Raw genomic sequence first — 18,622 nt, forward strand, 5'->3', positions numbered from 1 at the left:
GAATTAAGCAAGTGATTTTTAGGATATTTAAGATTAATTATTAATACTTTTAATATTTCCAATACATTAAATTATAACCATAGCATTTTATCCATTTGCAAATTTAATTGTTGGTCCTCTATCCGTATATGTTTGTAGCTCAAACCGTACATTTACGTTAATCGATTAACTAGTGCATTTAGCTAGAACGTAGTAGTACTAAACATAATTATAGATGCCTTCGAAACCAATCAAATCTTGTAATAAATATGTGTTGAGTTACAAAGATTCATCAAATAATACACGTCAATTAGGCTTCTATGCACGTGATGCATATGATTGCTTGATGCTTGCGAGAGAATTCAACTCTCACTTACATGACCATCCAGGTTCTGTAATCAGAATCCAGCAAAAATTTTGAGGTAAATATTTATGGATTTAAAAAGATCACCATTCTCTACTCAAGATAAAAATTCAAGAGATCTTGATAACGCAATTGAATACCCAACTATTGCTGATTTAATTAGAGAACAGAAAGTTTCAAACGATCATGGGAATTCAGTTCACCACAGGAGAGATTTAGATTCTCTAGGTTAATTTATTTATAATAACTAGTTATGACTTTTTAAAGCCTCCTCAAATTTAATTGGAATGTTTCAAAATTACTTTATGAATGATCCAATACTTTATCTTTCTATGATTTTAGGTCTTGGAGGGGTTTATATATTAATTTCTTCTTTCGATGATGATGATGATGGAAATGATGATGGAGAAAGATATTTTTATAGTATCCATGATTCTAGCTTAGCTAGATGAAAGATTAATATATTATGGAATAGCTAATTTATTAGGATCAATTTATTTTTTATTTAATAAACTCATCTGATAAGTTTGTTTTTTATCTACTTTTTCAGAAACCCATCCCTCTGGTGACCAACTCATAATTATTGAAGCCAAAGCTTTTAATTCATGAGAATCTTTTACCTGTTCAGTCCATTTTTTCTCATATCCATCAGGCACAATTACAGGCATGCGGTGATGTAATGGTTTAATAAGATCATTTGGTTCAGTTGTCAGAACACAGCAACTTTCTATTTCAGCTCCATCAGTAGAAGTCCACTTGCTCCATATTCCTCCCAACCAAAAAGTCTCGTAATTTTCCCTACGAATTCGGTATTTTTTCTCCAAAAAACTACTTGCAGGTATTAAGCATCTTTTATGCTTCCAGCTACCACTAAATAATTTTTTTTCTTCTACAGTTTCTGCTCTTGCATTAAAAGGTCTAGGTCTTTTTTTATCAAATGGGTCTTTAGACCAAGGAGAAATAAAACCCCAATACATAAAGGTAGTTCTCATTTTTCCTTCATTTTTAATAACTAGAACTGGATCAGTTGGTTTAATTAAATTCCGGGCTTTGTATTTAACATCAAGTTCAGTTGGGAAATTTTGTTTCAAAACTTCAGGCAATTCATCAAAGTTAGTATTAAGCTCGAATCTTCCGCACATTTTTTTAAATTATTAAAAATAAAAAATTACTAGCTTATTCTTTAACGTTCGACTTTCAATCATTTAAGTAAAATAACTGCTAATTAGAGAGTGCTTCAATTTCTTTATGCACAGAAAGAAATTCTTGATCTGTTAAAACTGGTGTAACTTCAACTTCTACGCCGAAATTATCGACCCAAATATTACTCCATTTCCAGATATTCTGATGATTTGAAGATTGAACAATTGCCCACCCATTAGCTCCCTCAGGATTTACTACTCGATTAACGACTTTAAATCCATCAAATTCGTCACCTTCACACCCACCTTCCACAAATCCAGCAAAAGCTTCTACACCTTGCATATGACTTTCTTGATCGGGGAACTGCCAATGTACAATGTATGTTTGCATAACTAAAACAATTTTTTTTATTATTAATTATCAAACTTAAAAATTAAATAAAAAATCTTTAAACACTAATTTAAAAAGTAATAAACCTAAAATAGGGAAAATAACAAAAAAAAAGACTCTTACGAGCCTAGGTGATGGGGACTCCTATAATGACAAATTAAATAAAAACAAACAACCCCATCAATAGGTAATTTTTATTACTTGCAAACACCATATGTGGTGCTAGGATTTAAAAAAGGTTGGGTGATGGGGATTATCCCGCTTTTTAAATTTGATCGAAGCTGACGCCCTTTTTCATTGAAAAATTTACTTTAATCAACAATCACAGATCTAGGATTAAAGAATTTAAACCTTTTGAAGATATTTAAAAGCCATCTTGTATCATTAATGGAATTTTAATTTCCTATGGTTGTTTTTTTAAGCGCTCAAGTAAGCCAGTTATGAAAGGCTCAAGGGTTGAATCAATCGAAAAAGCGAGAAACGAATATAAAAAGCTATTAGAAGAATGGTTGGATAAAACTAACAGATTCAATATTTAAAAAGAAACTGGTGAATAAGTACCTTACCTAAAATTTGACATTATTAAAGATTCAGATGCTTTGCAAAGTTTTTTTGTATGTATAACTTCTTGTAGCATCAATAGCGAGGGAGTAGATTGCACAACAGCCTGTTATGTAAAACATTTAGAACCAAGAAATATTGATTACCCTTTAAAATTTTCTTAAGCAAAGCTGATTGATAATTGTTATACTTCATTGATGTTATTTCCACCACCTCAAGTTATTTTTGGTTTATTACTTTTATCTATAGCAGTAGTTTTAATCTGGGATATTAGATACAACCCTTTTGGAGAGGACTAAGTTAGAATTTAATCTTCAACTAGGAAGCTGATTTGTGGGTGGGGCATGAAATCGCCGTTTCTTTCTTTTGATTCTTTTGTAAGCAACTAAAGAGCCTAATAATAAAAATGTAATAGCAATTGAGTTAATCATATAAAGTACTTTTATATATATAAAAACAAATATCTTATAAATATCAATGTTTAAAATTGTTTTTTTTAAGCAACTATTTATGGACTAATTTCTAATTTATAGCTTTAACATTAGGTCCCCAAAACCACCAAAGGGAAATGCCTATCTAACCAACAGTAATTACTGTGAGATAATATTAAATCACTTTTTTTTATTTCTCATTTGATACTGCATAATAGCTTTTAGGTGTTGTACTTCTTTTTCTAAAGTCACAATTCTTTTTTCTAGTTCTTTATTAGTTGCCATATTTTTGGGAAATAAATTCCTTGTTATTATAAAATTCAAAATTAATTTGTTACCCATGGCAAATAACAAATAAGTATTAGAGCCTATTGATGGGCATAATTTATCTAGATAAATTATGCAGAGTATAAATTAAGGGGGAATTTATGAGTGGAGATTATGAGACACTAGAAATCAATCAACCAAAAATCTCATATTTTCGGAAAAGATCCGAAAACAACACAGAATGGTTAGATGAATTAATCAACAAAATTGAAGATATGAAAAACAACATATCTAAAGCTTCTTAATGACAGAAAAAGAGCTTAAAGAATTAGAGAAATTCGCAACAGAAAATGGATACAATGACGAACTAAAAGATATATATTTAAGAGAAGTTATAGACCAAAATAAAAAATACGAATGAGATCAAATTTTCGACCAAATATTAAATTTGAAATAATGCACATTATTCTTAGAAATTCTAAATTCTTTATTTTTTTATTTTTCTTTTCTATAAATTTCAATAATTATTCTCACGCACATGTAAGGGGTACATTCCTTTCTGAAGAGGACGCCGAAAAAAGATCTTTAGAACTTGGTTGTGAAGGAATACATAAGAACCAAGATAAATTTATGCCATGCAAAAACGAAAAAGAATTACATATCTATTTGAGGAAATAGATGGAAAAATTAAAAACAAATCAGAGAAAAATTCACAGAAAAATAACCGCAATTTCAGCAATCCCCTTACTAATTACTATTTTATCTGGGACTATTTATAGTATTCTGCAACCATTAGGAGTAGATGCTTTTTGGTTAATAAAATGGCATACAGGTAATTTTGGCATTATTAATTTGCAACCTTTTTACTCGATATTTCTTGGTATAGCTTCAATAATCTCAATAATATCTGGCGTTAGACTATTACAAGCAAAACTTTAGATTATTCTAAGCTAGGCCAAAATATAACTAATTAATACTATTTGCTCCCCCGCTTACTAAGAAAATTATCGCTCCTAGTGCCATTGTTGCTACACCCATATAAGGGTATTTTTTGATTCTTGATTTAGTAATTGGAAGCCATGAAAGGAATCTATCAGATTTATTTAATTCTACTTTTTTTTGTCTAGGTGGCAATCCTAATTGTTCTCTTCTTTTAGCTTCACCCATAATCTTAAATTTATTTATATACCAATATTAAAAATTATGTTCTAGGCTTGCGAGCTAATTTTATTAAAAAAATAGTTCTTTATATAAGGATAAATTATTTAAAATTTATTTGGCCTTCTTCAAATATAGATTCTTTGTATTTGCCTGATCTGATGTAAATAACAAAATTAATATAGTTCCAACTAGAAATGAAAAAATCATTGTTAAACCAACAACTTCCACCATCTCACTAGGCAGATAATTTAGAAACATAATGAATCGATCTCTTATTTTAAATTTAGCAATTGTATTTTTTATGTAAAGTAAGTATTCTTTCTTAAATTTAGAAAATAACTCAGAGAGACTTTATACTCTTTACTTATTTTTATTTTCGAAATAAATCTTGTCTTAGTTCATCAAAATTTTCTTACTTAGCTATCCCTATTTTCTTAAGCAATTTTAGGTAAGGCAAGGCCCAATTGCCAAAAGTAAAAGAGATAGTCGTATTTTTTGTAGTTGGGAATAATGTTTTAGAGCTTATAGAGACTAGTTTAGAGAATTTCTTAATAGTCTCTGCTTCAAGATTATCCATATACAATTTTTTTTGCACATTTCGATCTTTCTTCTGTGGCAAATAATTTTCTATAAACCATAAGACTTGATCTAACTTTGATTTATTGGGTTTATTATTAAATTGTTTATCTTTCTTTTTAAACATCTCTATTTACCTCTTTATTCCTAAGTTAAATTTGCCATTTATATACTTTAAATCAATAGTAAAAGCATCAAAATAATTTTCTTACAAAAAAAAGAGGGTTTAATCCCTCTCTTTTTGATCAGTGGAAAATAAGAATTTAATTTTTTGAGTCTTTCAATTTCATTTCTTTTTGTGTTTGACTGATTCTTTCATCAAAGACGGATATTCTATATGGAGTTACTTCTCCATTTTTAGTTGCCAAAAGTTGAGCTTTATAAAGCCTATTTGCTCTTATGATTTTTTCTCTTATTTGCAAGAGGTTATTCATGGTCTTGTGCAGTTAGTGAGAATCCCGTTTCCTATTCCCATGTCATGCCTCCAGAGATATAAACTTGGATGAAAGTCAGTGAACAATAACACCTCCTAAAAATAACGCGAGAGTAATTTTTACTAATTATTTTCTCAACAATAAAGAATGTATAAATTGGGAAAAAATATTTTTATTATTAAGTACATTAGGATAAGAAAATGGTCTGGGAACCATCATTCTTATCCTGAACCTCTATTTTTTTATTTGGGAAAATATCTGATAATATTCTTTTCAAATTTGAGTTATCTAAAGGAATTTTATTATCAAAATTCTTTGAATTAATTTTCCAATTTTCATCTACAAATAGTTCTTTATCATCACTATTTTTTGTTTCAATTGAAGTCTTATTTAGAATCTTAAGTAACAAATCAGAATCATAATCTCTAAATTCTTGAGATCTCTCTTTATAATTTTCAATCATCATTTAGAAATCTAATGTTTCTAAATCTTGCTTGAAAAATTCAAAAAATACAAGGTATTAATTACCTAAAATTTCGTTCAGAACAAAAAAGTTATGATGAAATAAAAATAATTTTCTCTAGTAAATTTATTTTTAAATTGATAAAGAATGATATTTAAAAAGATGAATTAGTAATTTACACCATTTTATTTACTTGTTAAGTTGCAAATTAAGAGATTAAGGAAAAATGCCAAGAGTTATTAACAAAAAAATTAGACTTTTAAGGTGGTTAAACTCAGGCATGATATTACCATTTATTTTCATGGCTGCATCATCATCTATCATTCTTTATGGTGTTTTATTTTTTCTAATAAAATAGTTTTCTAATTTAAGCAGCTAAGTTTTCCTCAGATTTAGACATAATTATTGCAGCTTTTTTTAATAAACTAACAACTTCTTTTCTTCCAACTGCACTATCTGCTTGATGCATAATTTCAGCATATTTTTTATTTATTTTTTTCATAAAAAGTTTTAATTTAATCCAAAATTACAACACTATAAGATGGTGTCAATCGTAAATAAGTATCTTATATTATTTGTTTGATAATTTATTGAACAACTAAAGTTATTATCAAAATAAATAATCCTCATAATCAGGTAATATTAACAGATTTAAACACAAAAAATAATCCTCCGATTAATATTAATATTGCAGCTCCATAAAAAAGAAAAGGTATTATTGGGTATTTATATAATGTGGATCTAACTTTTTGTTGTATAGCTTTTTTATCAAGTGTAGGCAACTTTATATCTTCAGTTTTTTCTCTAGGAGGAATACCTAAATTTTTTCTTCTCTTTGCTTCTCCCATAATTAATACTAAGGTATTCCCATACATTTTAAATAATTATTATCAGCTAAATCTAAAATTTGAGCCCATTCTTCACGAGATGTTTCCATAGGATATTTAAAATCCTTTTCAAATTTAAGTGTACATCTTTTCTCTATATTTTCAGGAGAATTATAATTTCTTAAAAAAGTAATACTCAAATACGATAATGATAAAGAAAATATTATTACCTTAGCAATTCTAAAACTATTCATACCTTATATGATATTTCCACATAACTAATTAAGTTACTTTTTGGTTTTATAATTAATTTAATCTATAAAAAACAATTATCAAATGATAAATTCTGTGAATCTTAAACACTTGCCTATTCAGGATTTAGTTTTTTCAGGCTTAATAATCATAATTATGTCGACAATTATTGCCAATATTTATGACCCATTATTAGCAATACTTTATGCATTTGGGAATATACTTACTCTTACTTTTTTGAGTTGGTTATACCAAGAAACATGGAGTAATCCAAGTAAATAAAATTAATTAAAAAAAAGATTGATATATAAAATACTACTTTTGTATTTTTAATTTTGAAGAATATTTTAAATTCACAATGTATGTTGCAACAAGAGATAGTATTAAAAAAAATAATAAGCTCTCTAGAGTGGATTGAGGCATAACCATAATAAGTACCAAAAATAATACATTTCTACAAAAACGAATTCTGAAAAAAAATCAACCCTTTAATTATTTTTTATTTTCAAATTAATAAATCCCAATCCCAAAAAATGAATTAGCAATAAACAATAAACTAAATAATGTTAGGAAAATTAATCCTATCCAACTTATTGTTTTTAGGAAAAATCCATATCTATTTTTAATTGGTACTAATTTGCTATTTATAGTATCCATTGCCATCCATGCAAATAATGGGGCGGTTAGAAAACTTCCAGTCATTGCAGCAAATACAAAATCTTTTACTCCTATTCCTCCAGACCTTGCGATCAGCAAAGCTATTAACGAAGCAAAGATATGTACAATCATCCACAGTTGAAATCTATTTCGCTCTTTTTTGGAATCCATGTGTCCAAAATCAGTGCCTTTCAATAAACCTTGAATAGCAGAAATACTTCTAGGATATGCATCTAGACAAGTAATTGTAGTACTAAACATTGCGGCAAATGATGCAGGTATTATGATCCATTTAGCCCAATTTCCAATCGATTTAGTGTAAAGGAGTATTAATTTTTGAGCAAAGGAGACTCCACTTCCGGAAAGCATTCCATCACCAGTACCATACATTGTTATTGCTCCAAGAGTAAGGAAGAAAATAGCCGTAACAACAGTTATTAAGTAACCGAGATTAAAATCAAATTCTGCTTCACTTATATTTGGTTTATAGTTTGAATCTTTTGCTCGAGAAAACATCCATAAAGAAGGCCAAACACATAACTCTACTGGGCAAGGCATCCATCCCATTAGAGGGATCAGAAAAGCTAAATTTGTTAACTTCCATGGGCTGATTTCTGGTTCAAAAAAACTCATATTTAGAGACTCATTTATTGAATCCTTGAACAAAAGCGATAAGACTGCGAATAATGTTAAAAAAGTTAGTAGAGATACTAAAAATTTTGAAATTCTATCAAGTGCTTTATATTTACCAAGAATTAATATCATTCCAGAAACAATAAGGATTCCTATAGACAAATCCATCGCTGGAAAAGCTGAGAAAAAGGGAATATTAGTTAATAGAACGCCAGAAACAAAACTTACAGCGGCTATTGTGAAAGTACCTGTAATTAGACTAACTATTAAAAATAAGGGAAGATATAAAGCATTCCTCTCTTTGAAACCTTCTAATAATGATTTACCAGTAGATGCTGTGAATCTAGTCCCAACCAACAAGAATGGATATTTTAAAAGATTAGTAAGAAGAATTAGGCCAACTAATGAAAATCCAAACCTCGCACCAGCGGTAGTTGAAGACAATAAATGAGAACCCCCAATTGCCGCTCCAGCCAGCAAAATTCCTGGACCTAAACTTTTTTGTATTCTTTTTGTTAAATTCATGTCTTTAATCAAATGATTTAATTTAATTTTTGAGCCCTTCTAAACTTATTTTTTAGTACTCTTTTTTTAAAAGCAAAATGAGATAATGAGTGAAAAATAAAAAGTATAACTAGCAATCCTATTCGAATTTTCATACGATATCTCCTTCAATTATGCTTTTATCAGATATTTATTTTGTATTCAACCTCTTTTCTCCATAAGATCCTCAGAAACCTATCTAAAACATCTAAATCCTTTTTTTTAAAACTTTTTATTTTCTTTTTATTTTGTTTTTGCATAAATTATTACTTAAGTATTTAAACTTTAAACTGAGCTAAAAAAAACACAATAAGCAAAACTTCTTAAAATTAAACTTAGTTTGGATTGTTTTTAATTTGATATATATTTTTCTGCCCTTCTTAATGCTTTTATTGCACCTCTATAATCAAGATTTTTTAATTTTTCATCACTTTTACGTTCCAACATTTTCACTATTTCATTTATCTTTAATTCATTAATTTTCAGCTTATGATCGAATATAAGATCAAATTTAGAAGAATACAAACTAGATAATTCTTTTCTATATTTTTGAATCATTTTTTCATCACAAGATCTAGATTTCAATATTGCATTAACTTTAATTTTGTCTTCTAAAGCACCTTTAAAATTTCCTTGTTTAAATTTATTTTCACTTGATCTAGTTAGCTTAATAAGATTTTCCAATATCAATCGCCCAGAATCTTCCATTTTTTTTTGACCTAGATTCAATCCTATCAGCATAAAGAAAAAAAGAATTCATTTTTAATAATCAAATAAATAATTAATTAGCCAATAACAAGTCCTTTTACAAGAAGTAAATCGAAAACCTCCACACTTTTCGTTTTCCCAAATTGTGGGGGCTTATGTAAATCTAATATTTCAGCAAGGCACATTATCCAATAAGTATCTTTTTTTAAATTAAGACCTTCGCAAATATGAGAGGGAGCCGATTTAAAACATCCAAATTCTGTTGATATTTTAATGTTCATGATTTGAGTTTCAAGTTCCAGACTTAATAGTTCTATTTCTTGCTCAGAAAGGGATGACCCAAAAGAATATGATTCAATTAAAAGTTGGTAATTCATAAAAGATTTATTTTTTCAAGAAATCCAGCGAGTGATTTTTGTCCCCGCATAAATATGTCCTGATGCTTCAACTATAGGTTTTATTTCAGGATTCATAAAAATATCGTATAAAACATTTTCTGGTCCTTGAAAAATTACTGTCGCCCTTTGAGGATCATCTAATGATTTACCAATATAAAATGTTTTAACTCCCATTTCTTTAAACATCGTCTGCTGTTCTTTTGCATTCATATATGATTCATACTCCTCATAGGTATTACTTAGTTGAAAATCTAAAATAGTCGTTTCAATAGTCATAAGAATAATAAAATTTTTTTAATTCTAAATCTTTATCAAAAAAATTAATCAAAAAAAATTAGTTTTTATTAAGCAAAGTGTTAACTAATTTTCATTTATGAGTTATAAATCAACTATAAAAAACGATTTTAATTTTGGACTCAAAAATTTCTCAGAGAGAACAATGGACTAGTAAGCTAGGATTCATTCTCGCAGCTGCTGGTAGTGCAGTAGGTCTAGGCAACCTTTGGGGTTTTGCCTACAGAGCATCTCAAGGTGGTGGTGCGGCGTTTGTACTTTTATATATATTGATCGTTTTAATTGTATGTCTTCCAGTATTTGTTGCTGAAATGGCTCTAGGGAGAAATGCAATGGCAAGCACATTGCTTGCTCCTGTTAAGCTGGCTGGGAAGAATTGGTATCCATTAGGAATTCTTTTCTTCATAGCTCCCCTAGGAATAGCATCATATTATTCAGTCATAATGGGATGGACTGCAGATACCTTGTTCCATTCTTTATTTTTTGGATTACCGAAGAATTTAACTGAAGCAGAAACCTTCTTTGGCTCGATTAGTAGTGGCAGCAGTGTTTTGTTGGGCCACCTATTAAGTCTTGTACTTACAGCAATAATAGTTTCATCAGGTATAAAAAAAGGGATAGAAAAGGTTACTAGATATTTCATGCCAATCCTTTTCATAATTATTGTGATTCTTGCTATTTGGGCTACTTCACTTTCAGGAGCATGGGAAGGATATAAAACATTTCTACTTAAGTTTGATTTTAATGAATTGAGAAATCCTCAAACAATAAGAAACGCATTTACACAAGCATTCTTTTCATTAAGCTTAGGGATTGGAATTATGGTTACCTACGCATCCTATTTAAATAAAAAAAGTAATCTTCCAAAACTAAGTGTTGGAGTTGCATCATTAGATACTTTGGTTGGACTTATGGCTGGATTTATAACTTTCCCAATAGTTTTAACATTCGGTTTAACTGACGCTATTTCTGAATCCACTGTTGGTGCTTTATTCATCTCAATTCCAACAGGTCTAGGTTCATATGGTGCAGCAGGAAGAATTGTAGCTGTTGCATTTTTTGCACTAGCTTATATCGCAGCCATAACTTCATCTGTTTCATTATTAGAGGTTCCAGTTTCTTCTTTAATGGATAAATTCGGCTTTAAAAGAGAAAAATCGGTTTGGTTGATAACTCTTTTCCTATTCTTAGCAGGAATCCCTTCTGCATTAAATTTAAATATTCTTGGAACAGTTGATTCGATTTTTGGAGGAGTATTATTAATCTTTGGTGGATTCTTGGTTACTTTCTTTATGGGATGGGTAGTCCCTGGAAAATTTAATGAAGAACTTAGTGATTCGAAAGTTGGAATCAAAACGACACGTTATTTGAAATTCATGACAAAATGGGTTGCGCCTCCAATTATTGGTTTTGGACTATTTATTAGTGTGTTTGATTTACTCAAAGGCTGGGTAAGTTAGAAAATTTTCAGAAGTAATATAGTGCGGTAATAAGGTGGGAGGTGGTATAAGTCTTTCAACAAATTTAATTGTTGAACTTTTTCAAATTATTTTAAAGCAAACTTAAAAAAGCACTTGTCAATATATTAGTATTTGCAATGGTTCTTGTTTAAAAATTGATATTTTGGAGAGGTTTTTAATTTTTCAAAAGTCTAAAAATTTGCAAAGAAAATGTTTTAATGCGGACCTTTTTTTAATTAAGTATTAAATTTTAAATAATATTTAATCTAAAACATATCGACAAAAACCATCCCTAATAGAATCTATATAAGATAAATCTAGGGTGTTTAATTTAAAGAAATTAGAACGCCTACAAGAATAGATAACAAATTTGATGTCAACCAAATCTGATTCATTAAAAGGAAAGCTTACAGAAAATTTTTCTGAATTTTCTCAACTATCTGACTATTCTTTTATGAATTCTCTTAAAGCAGATCCTCAATCAACAAAAGATGGAAATGATCATAAGCCCCGTTCAGTATATTCAGGTCATTACGTACCAGTTCTACCAACTGCTATTCCAGAACCAATATATATCTCCCATAGCAAGAAACTTTTTAAAGAACTAGGACTAAGCTCAGATCTTACAAAAGACCATAATTTTTGTAGTTTTTTCTCAGGTGATATTTCTGTTGCTGATTATCCAATGAGTCCTGTTGGCTGGGCAACAGGTTATGCGTTATCAATTTACGGAACTGAATATACCCAACAATGTCCCTTTGGCACTGGCAATGGTTATGGCGATGGCAGAGCAATTTCTGTTTTTGAAGGTTTATTCAAAAAGGAAAGAATGGAGATGCAATTAAAAGGTGGAGGTCCGACTCCCTACTGTCGGGGAGGAGATGGTAGGGCTGTCTTACGTTCTAGCGTTAGAGAATTTCTTGCACAGGAATTAATGAATGCATTGGGAATCCCAACCTCAAGATCTTTAACACTTTATGTCTCACGGTCAGAAATAGTTAGAAGACCTTGGTATTCCAAAGGGTCTAAGTATTTTGAACCTGACATCATGATTGATAATCAAGCGGCAATTACTACTAGGGTCGCGCCATCTTTTTTACGTGTTGGCCAGATTGAACTTTTTGCTAGACGAGTTCGCAATAATGCTCATGATGAGGCCCTTAATGAACTAATCATGATAGTTCAACATCTTATTGATAGAAACTATAAAGATGAAATTGAATATGAGAATTCACTTGAAAGTAAGGTAATAAAACTAGCTTCTTTATATAGATCGAGACTTATATCTTTAATAACCAACTGGATGCGAGTTGGTTATTGTCAGGGCAACTTCAATAGTGATAATTGTGCTGCTGGTGGCTACACCTTGGACTATGGACCCTTTGGATTCTGTGAATTATTTGATCCAAGGTTTCAACCGTGGACAGGTGGAGGTGAACATTTCTCATTTTTTAACCAACCTTCTGCAGCGGCAATCAACTTTAAAACATTCTGTTCTTCTCTTAGTCCGTTGCTTTCAGAAAGCAAACAAGATCAAGAAAAGTTAGATCAAATAGAAAAGGATTTTTCAGAATTGATGAACTTAGAGTTGAAGAAAATGTGGGCAAAAAAGCTTGGTTTAGAACATTACAACGAAACTCTTATTAATGAATTTTTTAATCTTATGTTAATTTCAAAAGCAGACTATACAATTTTGTTCCGTAAACTCTCTGAAATACCTGATAAATTAGATTCTTTAAAAGAAAGTTTCTATTTACCAATTAATGATGAGCTCAATAATAGGTGGGAAGTATGGCTTGAAAACTGGCAATCAGTCTTGAAGAAAGAGGGAGATATTAAAGCAAAATCGGCATCAATGAAATCCCTTAATCCAGTCTATACTTGGCGCGAATGGCTGGTAGTTCCCGCATATGAAGAGGCTGAGAAAGGGAATTATGACAAAATAAAAGAGCTCCAGGATGTTTTTAGCAATCCATATATAGAACAATCCTCAGAAACAGATCAAAAATATAATCGTCTAAGGCCAAGCCAATATTTTAACTACGGAGGCGTATCTCACTACAGCTGTTCTTCATAAATGTTGAATCCTCAAAATGTAGATTGAATAACTTAGAGAATAATATTATTTATTTATGGCGGTAGGCATTCCAACTACTGATACAACTCCCACATAGAGTACAGCTGGCTTCTTACCTACATTTTTAACATAGTGGGCGCCGCCATTATTACTCTCTATAAATGCATCACCTGCTTTAAAGAAATTAATTTCTTCACCCCTCACATGCTTTAATCTTCCTCTTGTGACATGAATCAACATTGGGGAAGGATGCGTATGAATTGGAGTTTTCAAGCCAACTGGAATCTTTACTTTTAAAAGTCTTAATTCTGGCTTACCCTCGAGATAATTAAAGTTTTTGCCACTTAGTCCTTTTGAACTTTGAATAATAGGTATAACTTCAATCTTTTCTTCTGCGCGAGAAGGTTGGGGCAGACCTAAAGATCCAATGAAAAGTAAACAGATTGGGATAATATTTTTTAATTTCATTTGATGTTTTTTTCACTTATATTAATTAGTTTAAAAATATTTAACTAATTTATTTTTTATATAACTTTTCTAATTTATTAATTTCTTCTCTTAAATCCTTACCTCTCTTATTCAATTTATTATTTTTATTTATTATTGGGATAATCCACCAAGCTTGAAGACCTAAAAAAATAAATAATAGAATCAATAATTCAAAGGTACCAGGCTGCATATGATAAAAAAACCTTCTTTGTAAATAACATTATTCTAAAAGTTATTAAACATGCATGAGATATTCAATATTTCTAGGCAGCCTCTAATTCAATATTAAGTTCAATACCCTTTGAAATGATTGCTTCTTTAAATTCAATAAGTTTGGAAATTATTCTTTTTTTCTCATAATCAGTTTTATAAATATCCTCTACAACTTCCTGCATCGCAAGTGTTACTTTTTGTAGTTTGATTTCTAAATCTTCCCTGTAATTCATAAGCTTAAAGAAATTATCTTTTCTATTAAAAAACAAAATAATTATTAGTAAATAAGTACTTAACCTTAAAGGGATTGACAGCAAAACAAAAAGAATATAATTTATAGTACAAATGTATTGCAAATCAACCAGCCTTTAAAAAGAAAAGCATGGAGCCTAAGTACTCATTTGGGTGTAGCACTAGCAAACCAAACGGATGCCTATTAAATCCCGAAGGCAGCAGAATGATCTTTTTCGAAGAATGCAAAAATCCCCCAAAACCTAATCTAAAAATTCATACTCATCTATTTTATACAAATCACCTTGGAGAACCTGGAGGGTACAAATCATCAGAAAAACTAAACATATATTCAGCCTGGGAAAAGTGGCACGAACTTCACCAAAAAGGCTGGACAGAGGTCTATTACCATTACGGATAAGAATTCCTTATTAAGAAAATACTCAAAAAATCAACTATTTAACTTTATATGCAACGATATTGCTACATATATGTAGCACATATCTTGAGAATAACTTTTTTATGACCTATTACTTTACATTTGTTAATAGTAGTGTTACATTAGTTAACAATTACTTAACTCTAATGGCTAATTCAAACGTTACTACTGAATCCGGTGGCAGACAGAATATGTTTCCTACTGAGACACGTCCTTACATAGACGAGTCTGTTTCTTACGACAGCTACCCACAAAATGCAGAAAAAGTTAATGGTCGTTGGGCAATGATTGGGCTTGTTGCATTAGTAGGTGCTTACGTTTCAACCGGACAAATTATTCCTGGCATTTTTTAATGAGTCCACTTTCAAGCTTTTTGGCCATAATTGTATTCTTTACAGCCATCCTCGTTGCTTATCTAACCAAGCAATTTCAAAACGAAAATTTAAACTATTCATCTCCTAATCAAATGAAAAAAACAAACACAAAAACAAAAGTCAAAGCTATCGAGAAAGAAAAAGTTGTTGCTGAAACACTTAACGGCAGATTCGCAATGCTTGGATTAATTGCTGCTGTTGGAGCATATCTAACAACAGGTCAAATAATTCCTGGTTTCGTTTAAAACTTACTATTTAATAAATCTTCAACTCAGATAAAATGGAAAATTCAAAACCAACTTATTGGCAAAACGCCGAGAGAACTAATGGAAGAATGGCAATGATGGGCTTATTTGCATTAGTTGTAAATTATGGCTTATTCGGCTGGATTATCCCAGGAATCTTTTAAAATGAATTTAGGCTTACTTTTTCTTAAAGTAAATACTTTAGGCTTAATAACCCTTTCAGAACTTGATTGGATTACTAACCATCAATCCGAATTTTCAAGGTTAGATATGGCTTTAGTTATTAAAATTGGCCGTCTTATGGATTCTGGAGTGGTGGAAATTGATAATAGATTACCTGTTTAATTTTAAAAAAATTGATCGTCACGAGTGTTTGTCATTAGGGATACTGACAGGCACTTTTTTATGAGAAAAAATAAAAAAAAAGAGATTGTTTCCTAGCTAAAAACAATCTCTCAACTACCTAATTCTTACATGAAAATTTCAAGTAAGCTCATAGATTTTAACTGATTTATTTTTATAGTAAATACGTAAAAATATTTTTGTTATTTATCTTTTTAAACCACCTCTTTTTATCCATAGGAACCATGTAACCCAAATAGGAGGGAGGAATCTGATTAAAAAAGAAATTTTATATATATAAAATGGGGCATTTTCACTTTGAAATAGATTTAGAAAAAAAGAAGATATAGTTACCCAGAGTAAAATTATTAATATATTTGCTCCCAACATAGCGAACTTATTTTGTTTGAATATTTTTGGCATAAGGTAAATTTTTTATATTCTTAATTTTAAATAATCTCGTGAAATTATTCATACATTTTCAAAAAAACTTCAAATTTAAAATCCATATCCAAATAAAAAAAGTACTAAATTTTAATCCCTCTCCAAATAACAGTCCAAAAGCAATAGGAGGAGAAAATATTAAAAAAAGAATAGAGAATAAACTAAATAAAGCAAATGATCCTCTTAGAAAAAAATTCTTTCTTTTTGTTCTTCTTAGATTTCTTAAGATATTCCACTCCCATTCGATAAACCTATAGAACTTTTCTGATAATAAAAATAAATACTTCATTAATATTATTAATTTCTATCGAGTTTTCCTATTTATAAAATTAATTTCACCTGTTAGCAATAAACTTTATCCCCTTCTTCAGAAAGATAGTAAATTCTATTTTCTGAACTTACAAAGAAAGTTAATCCCTTATATTGTGATCTTCTAAATTTTTCTAATCTAAGTTTGTGTAAATCCCAATTATCAGTACTTATATCTGGATTAAATTCTTGTTCTTTTAAGAAAGGTACATAAGTTGGAATAATTGTTGTTTTTTGGGCTAACCTTCTATTTCGTTTTGAATAAAAAAATAATAATAATAAAAGTACAAAAAAAAGAATTAATAATATATTTGTCATTGTGAATTTTTCTAATTTAAAAAACTTTATTTTGGAGAATCAAGAACTTTTCACAATAAATTTCTTAGTAAGTAAAAAATCCTATTTTTATATTCTTGTATTTTTGAATACTTATCAAGGGTTTACCTAAATAAGATTATGAAGTGAGTCGCATTTTCAACATGACTCAAAATTCCATGAATACTCCTTATGCAAAAAGAGTAGCTGAAAAATTTAGAGAGGCTCAAAACTATTTAAAAACAAATGGTTTTAGTAGATCAACTAAACATTTACTTGAAGATATTGAGAATTCTGTTGAAAAATAATGCCTATACCCCCTTACTTACCACAATTACAATATGGCTACGATGATGGCTTTACAACCATTGTTTTTGGGTTAATAGGAAGTTGCTTAGGATGTATTTTGATTTTATTAATTTCATTTTTTGAATTTAAATTCAAAAAGCAAAATAGTAAGCCTTAAGAGACTTACTAAACATTAAATAAGAACTCCATTACATCACCTTCGTTAACAATATATTCCTTACCTTCACTTCTTAAAAGACCTTTAGTTTTTGCATTGGCAATTGAACCTGAATCAATTAAATTTTGATATGAAATAGTCTGAGCTCTTATAAATCCTTTTTCAAAATCAGTATGAATTACTCCTGCTGCCTGTGGCGCAGTCATACCATCTTTTATGGTCCATGCTTTTGTTTCCTTTTCTCCAGTAGTGAAATAAGTTTTTAATCCCAATAATTTATATGTTGATCTAATTAAAGAACTTAATCCCCCTTCTTCTACTCCTAAACCAATAAGGTAGTCTTTTTTATCTTCTGGTTCTAACTCTATTAATTCAGATTCGACTTGCGCTGATATTTTTATACATTCTGTATTTTCATTGCTTGCAAAACTCTGAACTTTTGTTGAGAAATCATTCCCTACAGCTAAATCATTTTCATTCAAATTTGTTGCGTAAATAATTGGTTTAGCTGTTAGGAAGCCTAGTTGCTTAATTATTAAATTTTCTTCTTCACTCAAAGATATTGATCTAACTGAAAGGCCTTTCTCTAGCTCTCCTTCAATTTTTTCTAGTAAGGTGTCTTCTTTTGCTGCCACTTTACTAGTTCTAACCTGTTTTTTAATTCTTTCTCTTCTTTTTTGGAGTTGAGATAAATCAGCTAAATTCAATTCGAGATTAATTATCTCAATATCGTCCAAGGGATCTACCTTTCCAGAAACATGAATTACATCACTATCTTCAAAGCACCTTACAACATGAACTATTGCATCAACCTCCCTAATATTTGATAAAAATTTATTTCCCAAACCTTCGCCCTTACTAGCTCCTTTTACCAGTCCTGCGATATCTACAAATTCAATTTTTGTTGGGATAATATTTTGGCTAGAACTTAAATTACCTAACTCTTGCAACCTTTGATCTGGGACTGAAACTATGCCTTTATTAGGTTCTATAGTACAAAAGGGAAAATTAGCCGCTTGGGCCTTAGCATTTTCTACAAGTGCATTGAATAGAGTTGATTTTCCAACATTTGGTAATCCAATAATACCTGCTTTTAACATTTGAGAAAACTTATGGAAAAATTATCAAGAAAACATC

At 29.8% G+C, this 18,622-nt stretch carries 32 protein-coding genes and 1 pseudogene; 15 read left to right on the plus strand and 18 right to left on the minus strand.

The window, feature by feature from the left end; genetic code table 11:
• The first annotated feature begins 214 nt into the window (after nucleotides 1-214).
• From HA144_RS06430 to HA144_RS06440, 3 genes are all read left to right on the plus strand, one after another.
• On the plus strand, nucleotides 215-400 hold the full coding sequence (locus HA144_RS06430; RefSeq protein WP_209043274.1) for a hypothetical protein: 186 nt from the start codon (nucleotides 215-217) through the stop codon (nucleotides 398-400).
• A gap of 11 nt (nucleotides 401-411) precedes the next feature.
• Nucleotides 412-576, plus strand: a complete 165-nt coding sequence (locus tag HA144_RS06435) for a hypothetical protein (RefSeq protein ID WP_209043275.1) — start codon at nucleotides 412-414, stop codon at nucleotides 574-576.
• A 72-nt stretch (nucleotides 577-648) separates the two neighbouring features.
• On the plus strand, nucleotides 649-795 hold the full coding sequence (locus HA144_RS06440; protein ID WP_209043276.1) for a hypothetical protein: 147 nt from the start codon (nucleotides 649-651) through the stop codon (nucleotides 793-795).
• Nucleotides 796-837: 42 nt separating this feature from the next.
• Here the strand turns inward: HA144_RS06440 and HA144_RS06445 are convergent, their stop codons facing one another.
• Both HA144_RS06445 and HA144_RS06450 read right to left on the minus strand, forming a co-directional pair.
• Nucleotides 838-1,485, minus strand: coding sequence for an SOS response-associated peptidase (locus tag HA144_RS06445; RefSeq protein WP_209043277.1), 648 nt, complete (start codon nucleotides 1,483-1,485; stop codon nucleotides 838-840).
• 79 nt (nucleotides 1,486-1,564) lie between these two features.
• Nucleotides 1,565-1,876, minus strand: coding sequence for a DUF3303 domain-containing protein (locus tag HA144_RS06450; protein ID WP_209043278.1), 312 nt, complete (start codon nucleotides 1,874-1,876; stop codon nucleotides 1,565-1,567).
• A gap of 1,420 nt (nucleotides 1,877-3,296) precedes the next feature.
• Here HA144_RS06450 and HA144_RS06460 point away from each other — a divergent pair.
• The 3 genes from HA144_RS06460 (at nucleotide 3,297) to HA144_RS06470 (ending at nucleotide 4,074) form a co-directional block, all read left to right on the plus strand.
• Nucleotides 3,297-3,440: a hypothetical protein gene (locus HA144_RS06460; protein ID WP_209043279.1), complete on the plus strand. Its 144-nt coding sequence runs from the start codon at nucleotides 3,297-3,299 to the stop codon at nucleotides 3,438-3,440.
• Between the two features lie 112 nt (nucleotides 3,441-3,552).
• Entirely contained in the window at nucleotides 3,553-3,813 is a 261-nt protein-coding gene (locus HA144_RS06465; protein WP_245152868.1) for a DUF3721 domain-containing protein, read from the plus strand.
• On the plus strand, nucleotides 3,814-4,074 hold the full coding sequence (locus HA144_RS06470; protein ID WP_209043280.1) for a hypothetical protein: 261 nt from the start codon (nucleotides 3,814-3,816) through the stop codon (nucleotides 4,072-4,074).
• A gap of 27 nt (nucleotides 4,075-4,101) precedes the next feature.
• Here the strand turns inward: HA144_RS06470 and HA144_RS06475 are convergent, their stop codons facing one another.
• The 7 genes from HA144_RS06475 to HA144_RS06500 form a co-directional block, all read right to left on the minus strand.
• Nucleotides 4,102-4,302, minus strand: a complete 201-nt coding sequence (locus tag HA144_RS06475; protein WP_209043281.1) for a DUF2839 family protein — start codon at nucleotides 4,300-4,302, stop codon at nucleotides 4,102-4,104.
• Nucleotides 4,303-4,708: 406 nt separating this feature from the next.
• Entirely contained in the window at nucleotides 4,709-4,999 is a 291-nt protein-coding gene (locus HA144_RS06480; protein ID WP_209043282.1) for a hypothetical protein, read from the minus strand.
• A gap of 136 nt (nucleotides 5,000-5,135) precedes the next feature.
• Entirely contained in the window at nucleotides 5,136-5,306 is a 171-nt protein-coding gene (locus tag HA144_RS06485) for a hypothetical protein (protein WP_209043283.1), read from the minus strand.
• 187 nt (nucleotides 5,307-5,493) lie between these two features.
• Nucleotides 5,494-5,772 (minus strand): hypothetical protein, encoded by a 279-nt coding sequence (locus tag HA144_RS06490; RefSeq protein ID WP_245152870.1) that lies wholly within the window; start codon nucleotides 5,770-5,772, stop codon nucleotides 5,494-5,496.
• 364 nt (nucleotides 5,773-6,136) lie between these two features.
• Nucleotides 6,137-6,271 (minus strand): hypothetical protein, encoded by a 135-nt coding sequence (locus HA144_RS09605; protein WP_257470531.1) that lies wholly within the window; start codon nucleotides 6,269-6,271, stop codon nucleotides 6,137-6,139.
• Nucleotides 6,272-6,401: 130 nt separating this feature from the next.
• Nucleotides 6,402-6,617 (minus strand): DUF2839 family protein, encoded by a 216-nt coding sequence (locus tag HA144_RS06495; protein WP_209043284.1) that lies wholly within the window; start codon nucleotides 6,615-6,617, stop codon nucleotides 6,402-6,404.
• Nucleotides 6,618-6,625: 8 nt separating this feature from the next.
• Entirely contained in the window at nucleotides 6,626-6,850 is a 225-nt protein-coding gene (locus tag HA144_RS06500; RefSeq protein ID WP_209043285.1) for a hypothetical protein, read from the minus strand.
• 82 nt (nucleotides 6,851-6,932) lie between these two features.
• On the opposite strand from HA144_RS06500, the gene HA144_RS06505 reads away from it, so the two are divergent.
• The gene (locus HA144_RS06505; protein WP_209043286.1) at nucleotides 6,933-7,130 is read left to right on the plus strand and encodes a hypothetical protein; all 198 of its coding nucleotides are present in this window, start codon (nucleotides 6,933-6,935) and stop codon (nucleotides 7,128-7,130) included.
• A 228-nt stretch (nucleotides 7,131-7,358) separates the two neighbouring features.
• Here HA144_RS06505 and HA144_RS06510 read toward each other — a convergent pair whose 3' ends face one another.
• From HA144_RS06510 to HA144_RS06525, 4 genes are all read right to left on the minus strand, one after another.
• Nucleotides 7,359-8,663 carry an Nramp family divalent metal transporter gene (locus HA144_RS06510; protein ID WP_209043287.1) on the minus strand — a complete coding sequence of 435 codons (1,305 nt, stop codon included), beginning with the start codon at nucleotides 8,661-8,663 and terminating at the stop codon, nucleotides 7,359-7,361.
• A gap of 369 nt (nucleotides 8,664-9,032) precedes the next feature.
• Nucleotides 9,033-9,389 carry a hypothetical protein gene (locus HA144_RS06515; RefSeq protein ID WP_209043288.1) on the minus strand — a complete coding sequence of 119 codons (357 nt, stop codon included), beginning with the start codon at nucleotides 9,387-9,389 and terminating at the stop codon, nucleotides 9,033-9,035.
• A 77-nt stretch (nucleotides 9,390-9,466) separates the two neighbouring features.
• The gene (locus HA144_RS06520; RefSeq protein WP_209043289.1) at nucleotides 9,467-9,766 is read right to left on the minus strand and encodes a hypothetical protein; all 300 of its coding nucleotides are present in this window, start codon (nucleotides 9,764-9,766) and stop codon (nucleotides 9,467-9,469) included.
• A gap of 15 nt (nucleotides 9,767-9,781) precedes the next feature.
• Entirely contained in the window at nucleotides 9,782-10,063 is a 282-nt protein-coding gene (locus HA144_RS06525; RefSeq protein WP_209043290.1) for a DUF3764 family protein, read from the minus strand.
• 134 nt (nucleotides 10,064-10,197) lie between these two features.
• On the opposite strand from HA144_RS06525, the gene HA144_RS06530 reads away from it, so the two are divergent.
• Complete coding sequence (locus HA144_RS06530) at nucleotides 10,198-11,541, plus strand: sodium-dependent transporter (protein WP_209043291.1); 1,344 nt, start codon at nucleotides 10,198-10,200, stop codon at nucleotides 11,539-11,541.
• A gap of 373 nt (nucleotides 11,542-11,914) precedes the next feature.
• On the plus strand, nucleotides 11,915-13,618 hold the full coding sequence (locus HA144_RS06535) for a protein adenylyltransferase SelO family protein (protein ID WP_209043292.1): 1,704 nt from the start codon (nucleotides 11,915-11,917) through the stop codon (nucleotides 13,616-13,618).
• Between the two features lie 45 nt (nucleotides 13,619-13,663).
• On the opposite strand, the gene HA144_RS06540 is transcribed toward HA144_RS06535, so the two are convergent.
• From HA144_RS06540 to HA144_RS06550, 3 genes are all read right to left on the minus strand, one after another.
• Entirely contained in the window at nucleotides 13,664-14,086 is a 423-nt protein-coding gene (locus HA144_RS06540; protein WP_209043293.1) for a cupin domain-containing protein, read from the minus strand.
• Between the two features lie 49 nt (nucleotides 14,087-14,135).
• Nucleotides 14,136-14,297 (minus strand): hypothetical protein, encoded by a 162-nt coding sequence (locus HA144_RS06545; protein WP_209043294.1) that lies wholly within the window; start codon nucleotides 14,295-14,297, stop codon nucleotides 14,136-14,138.
• A gap of 73 nt (nucleotides 14,298-14,370) precedes the next feature.
• Nucleotides 14,371-14,553: a hypothetical protein gene (locus tag HA144_RS06550; protein WP_209043295.1), complete on the minus strand. Its 183-nt coding sequence runs from the start codon at nucleotides 14,551-14,553 to the stop codon at nucleotides 14,371-14,373.
• Between the two features lie 149 nt (nucleotides 14,554-14,702).
• Here HA144_RS06550 and HA144_RS06555 point away from each other — a divergent pair, with 149 nt between their 5' ends.
• The 5 genes and pseudogenes from HA144_RS06555 to HA144_RS06575 all read left to right on the plus strand — a co-directional run bounded on the left by HA144_RS06555 (nucleotide 14,703) and on the right by HA144_RS06575 (nucleotide 15,954).
• Nucleotides 14,703-14,972 carry a DUF1651 domain-containing protein gene (locus tag HA144_RS06555; protein WP_209043296.1) on the plus strand — a complete coding sequence of 90 codons (270 nt, stop codon included), beginning with the start codon at nucleotides 14,703-14,705 and terminating at the stop codon, nucleotides 14,970-14,972.
• A 164-nt stretch (nucleotides 14,973-15,136) separates the two neighbouring features.
• On the plus strand, nucleotides 15,137-15,343 hold the full coding sequence (locus HA144_RS06560; protein WP_011376777.1) for a high light inducible protein: 207 nt from the start codon (nucleotides 15,137-15,139) through the stop codon (nucleotides 15,341-15,343).
• Nucleotides 15,343-15,609, plus strand: coding sequence for a chlorophyll a/b-binding protein (locus tag HA144_RS06565; RefSeq protein WP_209043297.1), 267 nt, complete (start codon nucleotides 15,343-15,345; stop codon nucleotides 15,607-15,609). Before HA144_RS06560 ends, HA144_RS06565 begins: the two co-directional genes overlap by 1 nt.
• Nucleotides 15,610-15,635: 26 nt before the next feature.
• Nucleotides 15,636-15,773: pseudogene (locus tag HA144_RS06570) on the plus strand (chlorophyll a/b-binding protein); the annotation flags it as partial.
• A gap of 1 nt (nucleotide 15,774) precedes the next feature.
• Nucleotides 15,775-15,954, plus strand: coding sequence for a hypothetical protein (locus HA144_RS06575; protein ID WP_209043298.1), 180 nt, complete (start codon nucleotides 15,775-15,777; stop codon nucleotides 15,952-15,954).
• A gap of 783 nt (nucleotides 15,955-16,737) precedes the next feature.
• Here HA144_RS06575 and HA144_RS06580 read toward each other — a convergent pair.
• Nucleotides 16,738-17,022 (minus strand): cytochrome B, encoded by a 285-nt coding sequence (locus HA144_RS06580; protein ID WP_209043299.1) that lies wholly within the window; start codon nucleotides 17,020-17,022, stop codon nucleotides 16,738-16,740.
• A gap of 161 nt (nucleotides 17,023-17,183) precedes the next feature.
• Here HA144_RS06580 and HA144_RS06585 point away from each other — a divergent pair, with 161 nt between their 5' ends.
• Nucleotides 17,184-17,327: a hypothetical protein gene (locus HA144_RS06585; RefSeq protein WP_011863263.1), complete on the plus strand. Its 144-nt coding sequence runs from the start codon at nucleotides 17,184-17,186 to the stop codon at nucleotides 17,325-17,327.
• A 166-nt stretch (nucleotides 17,328-17,493) separates the two neighbouring features.
• On the opposite strand, the gene ychF is transcribed toward HA144_RS06585, so the two are convergent.
• Nucleotides 17,494-18,585 carry a redox-regulated ATPase YchF gene (gene ychF / locus HA144_RS06590; RefSeq protein ID WP_209043300.1) on the minus strand — a complete coding sequence of 364 codons (1,092 nt, stop codon included), beginning with the start codon at nucleotides 18,583-18,585 and terminating at the stop codon, nucleotides 17,494-17,496.
• Nucleotides 18,586-18,622: the final 37 nt, after the last annotated feature.

This window comes from Prochlorococcus marinus XMU1404 (assembly GCF_017696175.1).
Classification (GTDB): Bacteria; Cyanobacteriota; Cyanobacteriia; order PCC-6307; family Cyanobiaceae; genus Prochlorococcus_A; species Prochlorococcus_A marinus_X.